At 74.9% G+C, this 13977-nt stretch carries 15 protein-coding genes; 3 read left to right on the top strand and 12 right to left on the bottom strand.

The window, feature by feature from the left end:
- Window positions 1-21 precede the first annotated feature (21 nt).
- The 11 genes from A3CO_RS0103125 to A3CO_RS0103080 all read right to left on the bottom strand — a co-directional run bounded on the left by A3CO_RS0103125 (window position 22) and on the right by A3CO_RS0103080 (window position 9947).
- Window positions 22-1026: a lysophospholipid acyltransferase family protein gene (locus A3CO_RS0103125; RefSeq protein WP_018330773.1), complete on the bottom strand. Its 1005-nt coding sequence runs from the start codon at window positions 1024-1026 to the stop codon at window positions 22-24.
- Window positions 1027-1059: 33 nt separating this feature from the next.
- Window positions 1060-2172 carry an NAD-dependent epimerase/dehydratase family protein gene (locus tag A3CO_RS29820; RefSeq protein WP_018330772.1) on the bottom strand — a complete coding sequence of 371 codons (1113 nt, stop codon included), beginning with the start codon at window positions 2170-2172 and terminating at the stop codon, window positions 1060-1062.
- A 65-nt stretch (window positions 2173-2237) separates the two neighbouring features.
- Window positions 2238-2339: a 30S ribosomal protein bS22 gene (locus A3CO_RS36505; RefSeq protein WP_010241351.1), complete on the bottom strand. Its 102-nt coding sequence runs from the start codon at window positions 2337-2339 to the stop codon at window positions 2238-2240.
- Window positions 2340-2458: 119 nt separating this feature from the next.
- On the bottom strand, window positions 2459-2683 hold the full coding sequence (locus A3CO_RS0103115) for a helix-turn-helix domain-containing protein (RefSeq protein WP_026204239.1): 225 nt from the start codon (window positions 2681-2683) through the stop codon (window positions 2459-2461).
- Between the two features lie 225 nt (window positions 2684-2908).
- A complete protein-coding gene (proC, locus tag A3CO_RS0103110) occupies window positions 2909-3727 on the bottom strand; it encodes a pyrroline-5-carboxylate reductase (protein WP_018330770.1) in 819 nt (272 codons plus the stop codon).
- A 143-nt stretch (window positions 3728-3870) separates the two neighbouring features.
- Window positions 3871-4689 (bottom strand): sugar phosphate isomerase/epimerase family protein, encoded by an 819-nt coding sequence (locus A3CO_RS0103105; RefSeq protein WP_018330769.1) that lies wholly within the window; start codon window positions 4687-4689, stop codon window positions 3871-3873.
- On the bottom strand, window positions 4686-6059 hold the full coding sequence (locus tag A3CO_RS35250) for a hypothetical protein (RefSeq protein WP_157646943.1): 1374 nt from the start codon (window positions 6057-6059) through the stop codon (window positions 4686-4688). The genes A3CO_RS0103105 and A3CO_RS35250 overlap by 4 nt, the downstream gene beginning before the upstream one ends.
- Window positions 6056-7075, bottom strand: a complete 1020-nt coding sequence (locus A3CO_RS29810; protein WP_018330768.1) for a Ppx/GppA family phosphatase — start codon at window positions 7073-7075, stop codon at window positions 6056-6058. Before A3CO_RS29810 ends, A3CO_RS35250 begins: the two co-directional genes overlap by 4 nt.
- Before the next feature lie 57 nt (window positions 7076-7132).
- A complete protein-coding gene (locus tag A3CO_RS0103090; protein ID WP_018330767.1) occupies window positions 7133-7849 on the bottom strand; it encodes a response regulator transcription factor in 717 nt (238 codons plus the stop codon).
- Entirely contained in the window at window positions 7846-9069 is a 1224-nt protein-coding gene (locus A3CO_RS0103085; RefSeq protein ID WP_018330766.1) for a sensor histidine kinase, read from the bottom strand. The genes A3CO_RS0103090 and A3CO_RS0103085 overlap by 4 nt, the downstream gene beginning before the upstream one ends.
- Window positions 9070-9191: 122 nt before the next feature.
- Window positions 9192-9947, bottom strand: coding sequence for a phosphoglyceromutase (locus A3CO_RS0103080; RefSeq protein WP_033413287.1), 756 nt, complete (start codon window positions 9945-9947; stop codon window positions 9192-9194).
- A 150-nt stretch (window positions 9948-10097) separates the two neighbouring features.
- Here A3CO_RS0103080 and A3CO_RS0103075 point away from each other — a divergent pair, with 150 nt between their 5' ends.
- The 3 genes from A3CO_RS0103075 to A3CO_RS0103065 all read left to right on the top strand — a co-directional run bounded on the left by A3CO_RS0103075 (window position 10098) and on the right by A3CO_RS0103065 (window position 12790).
- Window positions 10098-10487, top strand: coding sequence for a hypothetical protein (locus A3CO_RS0103075; RefSeq protein ID WP_018330764.1), 390 nt, complete (start codon window positions 10098-10100; stop codon window positions 10485-10487).
- A 72-nt stretch (window positions 10488-10559) separates the two neighbouring features.
- Window positions 10560-11852: a cupin domain-containing protein gene (locus A3CO_RS0103070; RefSeq protein ID WP_018330763.1), complete on the top strand. Its 1293-nt coding sequence runs from the start codon at window positions 10560-10562 to the stop codon at window positions 11850-11852.
- Window positions 11849-12790 carry a ferredoxin family protein gene (locus tag A3CO_RS0103065; protein ID WP_018330762.1) on the top strand — a complete coding sequence of 314 codons (942 nt, stop codon included), beginning with the start codon at window positions 11849-11851 and terminating at the stop codon, window positions 12788-12790. Before A3CO_RS0103070 ends, A3CO_RS0103065 begins: the two co-directional genes overlap by 4 nt.
- Here A3CO_RS0103065 and A3CO_RS29805 read toward each other — a convergent pair.
- A complete protein-coding gene (locus A3CO_RS29805; RefSeq protein ID WP_018330761.1) occupies window positions 12754-13944 on the bottom strand; it encodes an acyltransferase family protein in 1191 nt (396 codons plus the stop codon). The two genes, A3CO_RS0103065 and A3CO_RS29805, sit on opposite strands and share 37 nt — an antisense overlap.
- Window positions 13945-13977 lie beyond the last annotated feature (33 nt).

Here is a 13977-nt window from a genome sequence, read left to right as displayed (position 1 = left end):
ACGCTCGCGCGAGCGGCCCGTCTACCCCAGGAACGCGTTCCGGCGCCCCGAGAGGAGCCGGTAGAGGGTCTGCTGGATGTTCTCGCGGACCTGGTCGGTCAGGTTGAACACGAGCATGGGGTCGTCGGCGGCACCGGGCTCGTACTCGTCGGTGCGGATGGGCTCGCCGAACTCGATGTACCACTTCGACGGGAGCGGCACGAGGCCGAGCGGGCCGAGCAGCGGCCAGGTCGGGGTGATCGGGAAGTACGGCACCCCGAGGAGGCGCGCGATGGGTCCGAGGTCCCCGATCTTCGGGTAGATCTCCTCGGCGCCGACGATCGAGCACGGGATGATCGGCACGCCGGTGCGCAGGGCGGCCGAGACGAACCCGCCGCGGCCGAAGCGCTGCAGCTTGTACCGGTCGGCGTACGCCTTCCCGATGCCCTTGAAGCCCTCGGGCCAGACCCCGACGAGCTCGCCGTCGCCCAGCAGGGCCTCGGCGTCGGGGCTGCAGGCGAGGGTGTGCCCGGCCTTGCGGGCGAGCGCCCCGGCGCCGGGCAGGCCGAACACCAGGTCCGCGGCGAGCATGCGCAGGTTGCGGGGGGTCGGGAGGTCGTCGTGGGTGGCGACGACGGTCATCAGCGCGTCGAGCGGCAGCGTCCCGGAGTGGTTGGCCACCAGCAGCGCCCCGCCCTCGGCGGGCACGTTCTCGACGCCGATCGTCTCCACGCGGAACCAGCGCTCGTAGAGCGGGCGCAGCGCGGGGAGGATGACGTTCTCGTTGAGGTCGGGGTCGAAGCCGAACTCGTCGACGGTGTAGCGGCCGGCGAGGCGGCGGCGCAGGAACGTCGCGACCTCGGTGACCGTGCGCTCCAGCTCCGAGGGCCCGGCCGGCGTCACGGGAGCGGGCAGCGCGGCCTCCGGGACCGGCTCCGGGTCCGGCGTCGGGGAGGGCGGCGGCATCAGGCTGCGTCGCCGGGGGGTCGGCCGGGGGCGCGGGCGCCCGCCGGGACCGTGCAGCGGGATGACGTCCGCCTCGCCCATCGGGTCGTTCCTCCTGCTGCTCACGTGTGTCCCCTAGTGCACCGGTGCGAGGGCGGGCTGGTCCGGTGCGGCCTCGAGCTGGACCGCTCCCTCCCCGCGGTGGAGACCGGGGAGGTAGTGCACGGCGCCGCGGGCGATCGACTCGCCGATCCCCACGACGCGGTCGGTGTCGACGACGGGCCGCAGGGCCCGTCCGGCCACGAAGTCGTCGAATGCCTGCACGGTCGTCCACCGCGGCTCGAAGCCGAACTCGGTCTTGAGCTTCGTGATGTCGACGACGCGACCGTAGTTGAGCAGGCGCATCTGTTCGGGCGAGAAGTCCACCAGCCGGGCGCGCCGGGTGATGCGGCCGACCCACGGCACCATCGGCTCCGGGATCGGCAGCGCGATGCGGCCGGCCCGTCGGATCGCCTGCGAGAGCATCAGCACGCCGTCGGCGCCGACGTTGAACACGCCGGGGAGGTCGTGCGTGGTGGCACGCTCCAGCACCGCGACCGCGTCCTCGTGGTGCAGCAGCTGCACCCGGGCGTCGAAGCCGAGCACCATCGGCACCACGGGGAGCGAGAAGTAGTGCGCGAACGCGGTGTCGGCCCGCGGGCCGATGAAGTTGACGAACCGGAGGGTCGTCACCGGGATGTCCGGCCGACGGCGGGAGAAGCTGCGGACGTAGCCCTCGATCTCGACGGCGTCCTTCGCGTAGCCGCCGGGCGGGAGCGCCTTCGGCTCCGTGGTCTCGGTGAAGGTCGCCGGGTCGCGCGGGCTGGCGCCGTACACGCTCGTGGTGGAGCGGACGACCAGCCGACCCACGGTGTCCGACTTCTGGCACGCCGCGAGGAGCTGCATCGTCCCGATGACGTTCATCTCCATCATCATCGAGCGACCGCCGGAGGCCGACGGGTGCCCGGACAACGACGCGTGCACCACGGTGTCGACCTTCGCGGTGCTGATGACCTTGCCGATCAGCGGGTTGCGGATGTCGACGCGGACGAACTCCGCACGCCCCATCCGCCGCCGCATGTCACGCGAGGGCGGGGTGGTGTCCACTCCGAGCACGCGGTCGATCGAGGGGTCCGCCGCGAGCCGTGCCGCCAGGTCGCCGCCGAGCTGGCGACTCACACCGGTGACGAGGACGACGGACGGGGACATGGCTCTCCCGGGCGGGGCTGGCGGGTGTCGGGCGCGACCCTCGGCTCAGCCCCGGCCGGGGCCGGTCACTTGCCGAGCTTGCGACGCTGCACGCGGGTCTTACGGAGCAGCTTACGGTGCTTCTTCTTCGACATCCGCTTACGACGCTTCTTGATGACCGAGCCCATACGGGTTCCCTTTCGCTACTGCCTGGAGTGGAGGCCCGGAACGCGGGAGCCCCGGAGCGCAAGGCTCCACCGTACCGGTGACCCGGGCGGCGGCGATGCACCGCCCGGGTCCCGGGGTCCTAGCCGGCGTCGATGTACGAGCCCCGGAGGTACTCGTGCACGGCCTCCTCAGGCACACGGAAGCTGCGGCCGACGCGGACCGCCGGCAGCTCGCCGTTGTGCACCAGTCGGTACACCGTCATCTTCGACACCCGCATGGTCGCGGCGACCTCGGCCACGGTCAGGAACTGCACCCGTGAGAGATCGCCGTCTTCCCTCCGCCCTGCGGCGGCGTTCTGCGGCATGGTGAACCGCCTTCCGAGCACCCGTCGTGCCGCCGGTCTTCCCCTCCGGCGGTTCGACACGCACGTGCCGATCGGAGAGTAGCGAGACGGATGTGACGGATGAATCGCTCGACGTGATGGTGCGGTGGCCGTAGGTCCCTGCGCGTCAAGCGCACACGCCGCACGCCGGGCGCACCGCGCGTCCACGACGAACGGTCGCCGACGAGGCCGAACGGAGCGGCGGGGTCAGGTGCCGTACGCCGCACCGAGTGCCTGCGAGCGGTCCCGGCACGCCTCGACCGCGTCCACGAACGCCGCCCGGAGCCCGTGGGCCTCCAGGACCCGCAGGGCCTGCGCCGTCGTGCCGCCCGGCGAGGTCACGGCCTCGCGCAGCAGCGACGGGTGGTTGCCGGGCTCGGTCAGCAGCCCGCCCGCACCGTCGACCGTCGCGGCGACGAGCTCGGTCGCGGTCGGGCGCGGCAGCCCGAGCGCGACGCCCGCCTCGATCATCGCCTCGGCCACGAGGAACAGGTAGGCCGGACCGGAGCCCGAGAGCGCCGTCGCGAGGTCCTGCTGCGCCTCCGGCACGCGGACGGTCCGCCCGACGCTGCGCAGCAGGGTGTCCGCCGTGTCCAGCGCGGCCCCGTCGGCGTGCGTCCCCGGCGAGAGCACGCACATGGCGCGGCCGACGAGCATCGGCGTGTTGGGCATGACCCGCACGACCGGCGTGCCCGCGGGCAGCCAGCCCTCCAGCGCCGTCGTCGGGATGCCCGCGGCCAGCGAGACGACGAGGCGCTCCCGGTCGGCCGTCACGGCCCCGAGCGCGCCCTGCACGTCCTGCGGCTTGACCGCGACGACGAGCACGTCGGCGCGCGCGGCCGCGTCGGCGGCGTCCGTCGCGACGACCCCGAGGCGCGTCGTGAGGTCCGCCGCCCGCGCCTCGTCGCGCTCCACGACCAGGAGCGACCCGGCGTCGTGACCCGCCGCGAGGAGTCCGCCCAGGAGGGCCTCGCCGATCCGTCCCCCGCCCAGGACCGCCACCACGGTGCGCTGCGTCTCCGTCATGGCTCCGCAGTCTTCCCGACGCCACCTTCCCGACGTCGGGTCCGGTCCCGTCGGGCGGCGCCCGCCGGCTCCGTCGTCGTGGCGCGCTGCTGACGTCGGACGTCAGCCGTGTGCCACCGCTGACACCCGGCGGCCCGGGAGACTCAGGCCCGGGTGCGGGGCGAGCGCGAGCCCAGGTGCAGGCGGGCGAACAGCAGCGACTCGGCGAGCGCGTCGAGCCGCTCGTTGCGGGTGCGGGCCCGCCGGGTGGAGATCTCGACGACGACGGTGCCGTCGAAGCCGGTGAGGGCGAGGCGGCGGAGCACGTCGGCGCAGGGCTGGGTGCCGCGGCCGGGGACGAGGTGCTCGTCGTGGGTCTCGCCGGTGCCGTCGGCGAGGTGCAGGTGGACCAGCCGGTCACCCATGCGCTCGAGCAGCGCGAAGGCGTCGTCGCCGGCGACCGCGGTGTGGGAGAGGTCGAGGGTGTAGTGCCGGGCGCCGGGGACCGTCGGGTCGTGGCCCGGGGTGTAGCTGGAGACCCGCACCCGGCCACGGCGCAGCGGGAACATGTTCTCCATCGCCACGCGCACCCCGTGGGCCCGTTCCAGCTCGTCGATCTGGCGCGCCAGGCCGGCGGCGTAGCGACGCTGCCAGCGGAACGGCGGGTGGAGCACCACGATCGGCGCGCCGAGGCCCGCCGCGAGGACGACGCTGCGGCGCAGCCGCTCGGCGGGGTCGGCGCCCCACACCCGCTGGGTGATTGCGAGGCAGGGGGCGTGGACGGCGAGGACCGGCATCCCGGTGCGCTCCGCGTGGCGGGCCACGGTGCGGAGCTGGCGGGACTCCGGCTCGTTCCACACCATCAGCTCGACGCCGTCGTAGCCGAGCTCGGCGGCCGCGTCGAACCCGGCGGACATCGGCTCCGGGTAGACCGAGGCCGTCGAGAGCGCGACGGGGACCTGGGGACCGGTCGGGAGACTCAACGAGCGAGGAGGACGAACGCGGCCGGGGACACGGTGACGACGAGACCGACGACGATCGCGAGCGCCATCGTCTGCAGGTCGTCGGAGCGGCGCATCGCCCGGACGCCGAACACCAGTCCCCCGGTCGCCGCGGCCGCGAGGACCAGCGCGATGACGGGTTGCGTCTGCCAGAGGAAGGAGAACCCGATCCAGAGCAGCGCGCCGAGGACGGCGCCGACCACGAGCTGCGCCGCGATCACGGCCCACTCCCGGGCCGACGGCCGCTCGGCGGGCTCGTCGTCGTACTCGTCGTCCCACTCGTCGTCGACGTCGTGGTCGAGGTCGCGCTCCCGCCCGAGACCCGCCGGAGCGGCGCGCGTGGCGTCGGGCCGTGCCGCGGGCGAGGCGGCGGTGGGCGGGCCGCCGCCGGCGTCGGGGCGCGGGGTGGCCGTGGTGGGCGCGGACGACGTGGGCTGGACCTGCGTCGGCGCCGCGGACACCGGCGACGGCTGCGCGGTGGTCGGGGCCTCGGACGGCGCCGGACGGGCGGCCGGGGTCACGGTGGTCGGCGCGGCCGACGGCGCCGACGGGGGCGACGGGGCCCACGACTGCGGCGGCGGGCTCGTGGGCTGCGGCCCGGACCCGGACGGCGGCCCGGCCTGGCGCGGCACGGCCGAGGGCGGCGGCGCGTACGCCGCGGGACCCGACGGGGCGTACCCGTACGCCGACGGGCTGCCGTAGGGGTCGGCGGCGTAGGACGACGAGCCGTACGACGTGCCGGGGGCGGGCGCGGCGTAGGGCTCGGACGCGTAGCCCGACGGGGCGGGGCCCGACGTGTGGCCGTCGGCGGCATAGCCGGCGGAGGAGCCCCCGGAGTAGCCGTTGGAGGAGTAGCCGCCGTAGCCGCTCGACCCGTACCCGGAGGAGCCCGACGTGCCGTAGGCACCGGTGCCGCCGGAGGAGCCGTACCCGCCGTCGTAGGAGTCGTACGGGGAGGAGGAGTCGTAGGACGACCCGTAGCCACCCGACGGGTAGGACGAGCCGTACCCGCCCGATGACGGGTAGCCGGACGAGGACGCGGGCGAGCCGTAGCCGTCGTCGTACGAGGACCCGTAGGACGAGCCGTACGAGGGGCTCCGGCCGTAGGACGACCCGTACGAGGAGGACCCGTAGTCGGGCCCCGTGTCGTACGACCCGTAGGAGCCGCCGCGGTCGGACGGGGCGTAGCCGGCGTCGCCGTAGGGGTCGCGCGGTTCGGGCTCGGGCGCGCGTCGCGGCGGGGCTTCGGGGGGCGGCGCGGGCGACGCCGAGCGCGACTCGGCGCCGTAGGCGGCGAGCAGTTCCGCCACGCTGCGCTGAGTTCCCCGCTGCGGGGGTCCGTCGGTCGTCATCCCGTCCACCGTGCCGTGGCCGGGGTCGGGCGTCCAGTCGCAGCAGGACGACCGGTGGCGTACGTCCCGTCAGCGGCGAACGGGCCGCCCTCGAGGGGCACCTGGTCGAGCCGGCCGAGGATCACGCCTTCACGCAGGGCCCACGGGCAGACCTCGACCTCCTCGAGGCCGAGGGCGTCCATCGCGCCGCGGGCGACGATCGCGCCGGCCACCAGCTGGTGGGCCCGCGAGGCGCTGACGCCCTCGAGCTCCGCGAGGTCCGCCGACTCCATCCGGCTGATGAAGGCGACGACCTGACGCAGCCCGGCGACGGTGAGCCGGCGGGGCACCCGGGGCCCGGCCGAGCGCGGGGCGGCCCCGGTGAGGCGGGCCAGCGAGCGGAAGGTCTTGGAGGTGACGACGGCGCGGTCGGGCGTGCCGCCCTCGAGCAGGGCCGCCGCCGCGGGTGCCACGGTGTCGTGGACGTACTCGGCGAGGGCGCGGGTCTCCTTGCGGTCGGGCGGGTCCGACGCGAACCAGTCGCGCGTGAGCCGCCCGGCGCCCAGGGGCAACGACAGCGCGACGTCCGGGCGCTCGTCGCGCCCGACCGCCATCTCCAGCGAGCCGCCGCCGATGTCCAGGGAGAGCAGCCGCCCGGCCGACCACCCGAACCAGCGGCGCACGGCGAGGAAGGTGAGCGCGGCCTCGTCGGGACCCGTGAGGACCTGCAGGTCGACCCCGGTCTCGTCGCGGACCCGCGCGAGGACCGCGTCGGAGTTGTCGGCGTCGCGCACCGCGGAGGTGGCGAACGCGAGCAGGTCGTCGCAGCCGAGGGCCTTCGCCTCGCGGCGCGCCTCCGCGACCGCCGCGACGAGCGCGTCGGCGCCCTTGCGCGCGAGCTGCCCGCCGACCACGTGCTCGGCGAGGCGCAGCGCGGTCTTCGTGGAGGACTGTGGCGTGGGATGCGCACCACGGTGCGCGTCGACCACGAGGAGGTGAACGGTGTTCGACCCCACGTCGAGAACCCCGAGACGCACGACGACCAGCCTAGACGGTGGGCGGCGTCACTCGACCAGTGGTCGAGCTGTGCCCCCTCACGCGTCCAGCTTGTAGCCCAGCCCGCGCACCGTCAGCAGGTGCCGGGGCTGCGACGGCTCGGGCTCGAGCTTCGCGCGCAGGCGCTTGATGTGGACGTCGAGCGTCTTGGTGTCGCCGACGTAGTCCGCGCCCCACACCCGGTCGATGAGCTGGGCGCGGGTGAGCACCCGGCCGACGTTGCGCATCAGGTACTCGAGCAGGTCGAACTCCTTGAGCGGCAGCGCGACCTCGGTGGCCCGGCCGCCGCTGTCCACGGTCACGACGTGGCGGCCGACGTCCATCCGTACCGGCCCCGCCTCGAGGACCTGGCGGTCGGAGCCCGCGGACCCGCCGTCGGGAACGCCGTCGGCGCCGTCACCGCGGCGCAGGACCGCGCGGACGCGCGCGATCAGCTCGCGGGCGGAGTACGGCTTGGTCACGTAGTCGTCGGCCCCGAGCTCGAGGCCCACGACCTTGTCGATCTCGGCGTCCCGCGCGGTCACCATGATCACGGGCACCGAGGAGCGCTGGCGCAGCGCCTTGCAGACGTCCGTCCCGCTCATGCCGGGCAGCATCAGGTCGAGCAGCACGATGTCCGCGCCGTGCCGTTCGAAGTCCTCGAGGGCGGCCGCGCCGGTGCCGGCGACGCTCGCCTCGAAGCCCTCCTTGCGCAGGAGGTAGGCCAGCGGGTCGGCGAAGGACTCCTCGTCCTCCACGATCAGCACCCTGGTCATCGGTCACCTCTGGTCGTCGGTTCCAGCACGGGGGTTCCGTTGCGGTGGTGGGGCGGGGTCTCGTTCCCGACGACGGGGGTCGGGTCGAGCGGTTCGGGCTCGGGTGCGGGGGCCGGGAGACGCAGCGTGAAGGTGGAGCCGACGCCGGGCTCGCTCCAGAGCCGGACCTCGCCGCCGTGGTTGGCCGCGACGTGCTTGACGATCGCGAGGCCGAGACCGGTGCCACCGGTGGCGCGTGACCGGGCGGGGTCGACGCGGAAGAACCGCTCGAAGACCCGTTCCTGGTGCTCCGGGGCGATGCCGATCCCGCGGTCGGTCACCGAGATCTCGACGCGGTCGGCCACCGCGCGGCGCCGGACCGACACCGTGGAGCCCGGGGAGGAGTAGGCGATGGCGTTCTCCAGCAGGTTCGCCAGCGCCGTCACCAGCAGCGTGGAGCTGCCGGCGACCTCGAGGCCCTTCGGCGCGTCGAGGGTGAGGTCGGTGCCGGCCGCCTCGGCGGAGACCCGCACGCGGGCGACGGCCTCGCGGACCACGTCGTCGACCTCGACCGGGTCGAGCTCCGGGAGCGGGTCGCCGCCCTGCAGCCGGGAGAGCTCGATGAGCTCGGTGACGAGCGAGCCGAGGCGGCGCGACTCGTGGAGGATCTTGGAGGTGAAGCGGGTGACCTCGGCCGGGTCGTCCGCGTCGAGCGCGGCCTCGGCGAGCACGGCCATCGCGCCCACCGGGGTCTTGAGCTCGTGGCCGACGTTGGCCACGAAGTCCCGGCGGACCGCCTCGAGGCGCACCGCGGCGGAGGTGTCGGAGGCCTCGACCACGACGAAGCCGTCCCCCAGCGGGCCGAGCCGGGCGATGACCGACTGCGGCGCCCGCCGCGCCGACACCGGCGGCGACAGGTCGATCTCGGCGGTCCCGCCGTGGCGCGCGATCTCCTCCGCCGCGGCCGCGACCCGACCGTCGGGCCGCGCGTCGACGACCGCGCCGAGGACCTCGGCCCGGTCGTTGGAGAGCACCACGTCCCCGAACCGGTTGATCACCGCGAGGCCGGCGTGCGAGCGGCGCACGATCCGGGCGAGCAGCTCGGCGACGGTGGGGCCGGCCGCGACGACGGCCGCCCGCTTGGTCTTCGCCTTCCAGCGCACCCCGGCCGCGCCGACGACGACTCCCGCGACGGCCGCCAGGACGACGGCCAGCACGGTCACGTACGCCGGGACGGCCACGGCGCCGATGGTAGGGCCGTCGTCGGGATTTCCACCCCTGTCGCACCGCCGTTGGTGACCCGTCCAACCCCCGGCCGGGTGACTGTTGGCGACCCGTTCAGGTGGTGTTCACCGGTCCCGGCTCACCGGCCCTGGTTGGCCACCGCCGCGATCGCGTCCTTCGCCGCGTCGGGGTCGAGGTAGGTGCCGCCGGGGTTGGTGGGACGCAGGTCGTCGCCGTCCGCCTCGAGGTCGTAGCGCAGCGGGATCCCCGTGGGGATGTTCAGCCCGGCGATCGTCTCGTCGTCGACACCGTCGAGGTGCTTCACCACCGCGCGCAGCGAGTTGCCGTGCGCCGCGACGAGGACCGTGCGGCCGGCCGTCAGGTCCGGGACGACGGCCTCGGTCCAGTACGGGAGGAGCCGCTCCAGGACGTCCTTGAGGCACTCCGTGCGCGGCAGCGCGTCCCCGAGGTCGGCATAGCGCGGGTCGCCGGTCTGCGCGTACTCGTCGTCGGGGTCGATGGGGGGCGGCGGGGTGTCGTACGAGCGGCGCCAGATCTGGAACTGCTCCTCGCCGTACTGCTCCATCGTCTGCTTCTTGTCCTTGCCCTGCAGCGCCCCGTAGTGCCGCTCGTTGAGGCGCCAGTCCCGGCGCACCGGGATCCAGTGGCGGTCGCAGACGTCGAGCGCGATCTGGGCGGTCGCGATGGCGCGGCGCAGCAGCGACGTGTGGAGCACGTCGGGGAGCAGCCCGGCCTCGGCGAGGAGCTCGCCACCCCGGCGGGCCTCCTGTTCACCGGTCGCCGAGAGCGGTACGTCGACCCATCCGGTGAAGAGGTTCTTCTCGTTCCACTCGCTCTGCCCGTGCCGCAGCAGCACCAGCGTCCCAACCGTCATGGGCCCGGACCCTAACGGGCGAGGCCGCGTGCGTAGGAGGCATCGGCCGGGGGTAGCCGTGCCGCGACCGGGCGGACTGTCCGACCGCGGCACACCTCGCCGCCGCCGGTCGGGCGCACAGCCCACCCCCATCATCGAGAAGGAGCAGCGATGAACGACGACGACATCACCACCTCCGGGTCGAACCCCGGCCACGGTCCGGCCGACGGTGGCGCCTCCGGTGGCGGCGCCGACGGTGGTGCGGACGGCGGCGCCGACGGCGGCGCCCACGGCCCCGCCGACGGCGGTGCGGCCGGCGGCGGCGCCGACGGTGGCGCCGACGGCGGTGCCGGTCACGGCCCGGCCGACGGTGGCGCGGCCGGTGGTGGCGCGGACGGCGGTGCCGACGGCGGCGCCGACGGTGGCGCCCACGGTCCCGCCGACGGCGGTGCGGCCGGCGGCGGCTCCGACGGTGGCGCCGACGGCGGAGCCGGTCACGGCCCGGCCGACGGCGGCGCCAGCGGCGGCGGCTCCGACGGTGGGGCCGACGGCGGCGCGTAGGTGCTTCGCAGGTGAGCACTAAGTGGGGTTATAGGCCCAGTTAGTGCTCACCTGTCCGACTCCGGAGGACACATGACCGACCGACCGTTCCTGCGCCGCTGCGTGGCCGGCGACCTCGACGCGTTCGCGGCCGAGGCGTGGGGCCGGCAGGCGGTCCTCTCGCGGGCCGACGACCTCGCGAAGGACGGCGACCCCGACGCCGCGGTCGGTCACGGCGACCTGTTCTCCCTCGACGCCGTCGACGAACTGCTGGCCCGTCGCGGCCTGCGCACGCCGTTCCTGCGCGTCGCGAAGCAGGGCACGGTCGTCGACTCCCGGCACTTCACCGGCGACGGCGGCGTCGGCGCCGAGGTCACCGACCAGGTGCGCGACGACCGGATCGCCGGCCTGTTCGCCGACGGCCACACCGTCGTGCTGCAGGGCGTGCACCGCACCTGGGACCCGGTCGCCCACCTCGCGACCGGCCTGAACGCCGACCTCGGTCACCCGGTGCAGGTCAACGCCTACATCACCCCGCCGTCGTCGACCGGCTTCTCCGCGCACTACGACGTGCACGACGTCTTCGTGCTGCAGATCGCGGGCACCAAGCGCTGGCACGTCCACGCCCCGGTGCACCCCGACCCGCTGCGCCACCAGCCCTGGAACGACCACGCCGCCGCCGTCCGCGAGCAGGCCGCCGGTGAGCCGCTGCTCGACGAGGTCCTCCACCCGGGCGACGCGCTCTACCTGCCGCGCGGCTTCCTGCACTCGGCCACCGCGCAGGGCGAGGTCTCCGCCCACCTGACGGTCGGCATCCACGTCCTCACCCGCCACGCCGTGCTCGAGACGCTGCTCGCGGGCCTGGCCGACGACCCCGAGCTGCGCGCCTCGCTGCCGCTCGGCGTGGACGTCGCCGACCCCACGTCGCTCGCGCCGCACGTCGAGGCCGTCGCCCGGAAGGCCGCCGCGTACTTCGGGCGGCCCCTCGACGCCGACCGGACCTCGCGACGCCTGCGCGGCCGCGTCTGGAACGGCAACCGCCCCGAGTCGCTGCTCCCGCTGCGCCAGGCCGCGGCCATCACCGCTCTCGACGCCGACACCGTGGTCCAGCCGCGCCTCGGCCTGCGACACCGGATCCTTCCTGACGGCGGGTCCGGCAGGATCACCCTCGACCTCCCCGACCGTTCCCTGGAACTCCCCGCCGCCGCGGCCACGCCGTTGACGACGCTGCTCGCCGACGGGCCCGTGCGGGTCGGGGACGTCCCCGAGGACGAGGCCGGCGACGCGGTCGTGGTCGCCCGGCGGCTGCTGACGGAGGGGGTGCTCGTGACGCCCGAGTCGGTCACTGGCGCCCACCGGGGTGCAGGAGGTACGACGGAGCGGTGACGGCGGATTCTCTGACCCGGCAGGACCCGGCCGACGACCCGACGCAGTTCCGCTGTTCGGCCGCCGCGCGGGACCGGGACGACCCGCTGTTCGCCTCCGCCCCGCCCGCGCGGCGCTGGCTGCTCGTGGAGCACCCCGGACCGTGGGGCTTCCAGGCGCTCGGCGGAGCCGGCTTCTCCGCGCCGGTCGTCGAGGCGATCGACGAGTTCTGCCGCACCCACGAGGCCCGGTTCCAGCTGATCCGGCGCACCGCCGTCCGCGGCGCGCCCACCGAGGCGGGCGGCCGCTTCGCGCTGGTCGACTCGCGGATCGGCCACGAGTCGGTGCGCTGGGGGCGGGTGGACTCGCCCGAGGCGTTGCCGAACGCGCTCGCGGACCTCGAGGCCTCGACCACGCCGTCCGACGAGCCGGTCTATCTGGTGTGCGCGCACGGTCGCCACGACGCGTGCTGCGCGATGCGCGGCCGGCCGGTCGCCGCGGTGCTCGCCACCGAGTTCGCCGACCGCACCTGGGAGACCACGCACACCGGCGGGGACCGGTTCGCCGCGAACGTCGTGCTCCTCCCCCACGGCCTCGTGCTCGGGCGGGTGCCGGCGACCGAGGCGGTGCGCGTCGCCGAGCGCTACGACGCCGGCGAGGTCGACCCGACGCTCGTCCGCGGCCGCGCCGGACTCGCCCCGGCCGTGCAGGGCGCGCAGCACCACGCGCGGCTCGCCCTCGGGGAACACCGGGTGGGGGCGCTGGCGCCGCTCGCGGTCACGCCCGACCCGGCCGAACCCGCCGTCGTGACCGTGCGGCTCGCCGGCGCCGACGGCCCGCTCGACGTGACCGTGCGGGAGCGGTGGATCCCCTCGGCGACGCCGCTGACCTGCAGCGCGGGGCGCAACGCCTCGATGCGGACCTACGACCTGCTGTCGCTGACGCCGATCCGCCCGTAGCGGGCGGGCCCGGTGTCCCACCAGGCCATCAGGCGGTGGTGCACGGGACGCTCCACGAGCGTCGTCAGGAGCCAGCCGCAGATCACGCCGGTGACGATCATCAGGCCGGTCTGCAGCGTGGGTCCGACCCCGAGGTCCTGGGCGCGGCGCATCACCACGTAGCCGACCGTCTGGTGCGTCAGGAAGACGCCGTAGGAGATGCCGGCGAGCCAGGTGACGGCGCGGACGACGGGCCGGGGCAGCCGGGCGCCCCAGTCGGGGCCGACGGCGGCGAGGGTCATCGCGGCGATCCCGACGGCGATGAGGGCGACGGCGGTCCAGTCCGTGGCCCAGCCGGTGGTGGGGTCGAGGATCGAGCTCTGCAGCGCGTGCTCCGCGACGGCGGCGACCACCAGCGCGAGGAAGTGCGGCAGGCGCAGGCGCCCCGTGGCGTACATCCAGACGGCGACGCCGGCCACGAACAGGTGCCAGCGGAAGATGCCGAGGCCGTCGACCACGTAGCCGTACGCGTTCCCGGCGGGCAGGGTCGCCCGGTAGTACCACTGCGCGGCGGGCATGAGGACCGCCAGCCAGAGCACCGCGCGGAGACCGAGGCCGCGCCCGAGCGGGCTCCGCCACATCACCGCGGCCAGGCAGAAGGCCATGAGCTGCAGCGGGATGGTCCAGTACGACCCGTCGACGAAACCCCAGCTCGGGTCCCAGTGCCAGAGCATCACGAGGTTCGCGAGCAGGTCACGCTTCCCGGGCAGGTACCAGCCGTCGGGTGCGAGGTAGCGCAGGAACAGCCAGGCGTTCACCGTCGCGACGAAGAACGCCGGGAGCAGCCGCGCGAGCTTGCCCCACCACCATCGGGCGGTGGCCCCCCGTCGCGCGCCCCCGCGACGGACGGTCGCGGCGACGAAGTAGGCCGAGAGCACCAGCAGCAGGCTGGCCCCGACCTGGTGGGGGAACGTGTAGTTCTTCGGCAGGATGTCGTGGTAGACGAGCGGGCCGATGAATGTCGAGTGGTAGAGCATCACCAGCAGGACGAACACGCACCGCAGGACGTCCCAGCTGACCCGCCGGGACGAGCCGCCCGCGGTCCGCGGGCGCTCCGTCGCCGTGCCGGGGACGTGCGTCGCCGGCGAGGCCGGTCGCTGCACGATGTCGGTCACCGCCGGGACGGTAACAACGCACTGCGACCGTCA

Source organism: Actinomycetospora chiangmaiensis DSM 45062, from assembly GCF_000379625.1.
GTDB lineage: Bacteria > Actinomycetota > Actinomycetes > Mycobacteriales > Pseudonocardiaceae > Actinomycetospora > Actinomycetospora chiangmaiensis.
The sequence above is the reverse complement of the archived record's forward strand: the minus strand, read 5'-3'. Positions and strand labels throughout refer to the sequence as shown.

What these genes read in the sequence shown, in the direction of transcription:
- A3CO_RS0103125 (WP_018330773.1), bottom strand. Translation starts at nt 1,026, where the DNA reads ATGGGCGAGGCGGACGTCATCCCGCTGCACGGTCCCGGCGGGCGCCCG.
- A3CO_RS29820 (WP_018330772.1), bottom strand. Translation starts at nt 2,172, where the DNA reads ATGTCCCCGTCCGTCGTCCTCGTCACCGGTGTGAGTCGCCAGCTCGGC.
- A3CO_RS36505 (WP_010241351.1), bottom strand. Translation starts at nt 2,339, where the DNA reads ATGGGCTCGGTCATCAAGAAGCGTCGTAAGCGGATGTCGAAGAAGAAG.
- A3CO_RS0103115 (WP_026204239.1), bottom strand. Translation starts at nt 2,683, where the DNA reads ATGCCGCAGAACGCCGCCGCAGGGCGGAGGGAAGACGGCGATCTCTCA.
- proC (WP_018330770.1), bottom strand. Translation starts at nt 3,727, where the DNA reads ATGACGGAGACGCAGCGCACCGTGGTGGCGGTCCTGGGCGGGGGACGG.
- A3CO_RS35250 (WP_157646943.1), bottom strand. Translation starts at nt 6,059, where the DNA reads ATGACGACCGACGGACCCCCGCAGCGGGGAACTCAGCGCAGCGTGGCG.
- A3CO_RS0103090 (WP_018330767.1), bottom strand. Translation starts at nt 7,849, where the DNA reads ATGACCAGGGTGCTGATCGTGGAGGACGAGGAGTCCTTCGCCGACCCG.
- A3CO_RS0103080 (WP_033413287.1), bottom strand. Translation starts at nt 9,947, where the DNA reads ATGACGGTTGGGACGCTGGTGCTGCTGCGGCACGGGCAGAGCGAGTGG.
- A3CO_RS0103075 (WP_018330764.1), top strand. Translation starts at nt 10,098, where the DNA reads ATGAACGACGACGACATCACCACCTCCGGGTCGAACCCCGGCCACGGT.
- A3CO_RS0103070 (WP_018330763.1), top strand. Translation starts at nt 10,560, where the DNA reads ATGACCGACCGACCGTTCCTGCGCCGCTGCGTGGCCGGCGACCTCGAC.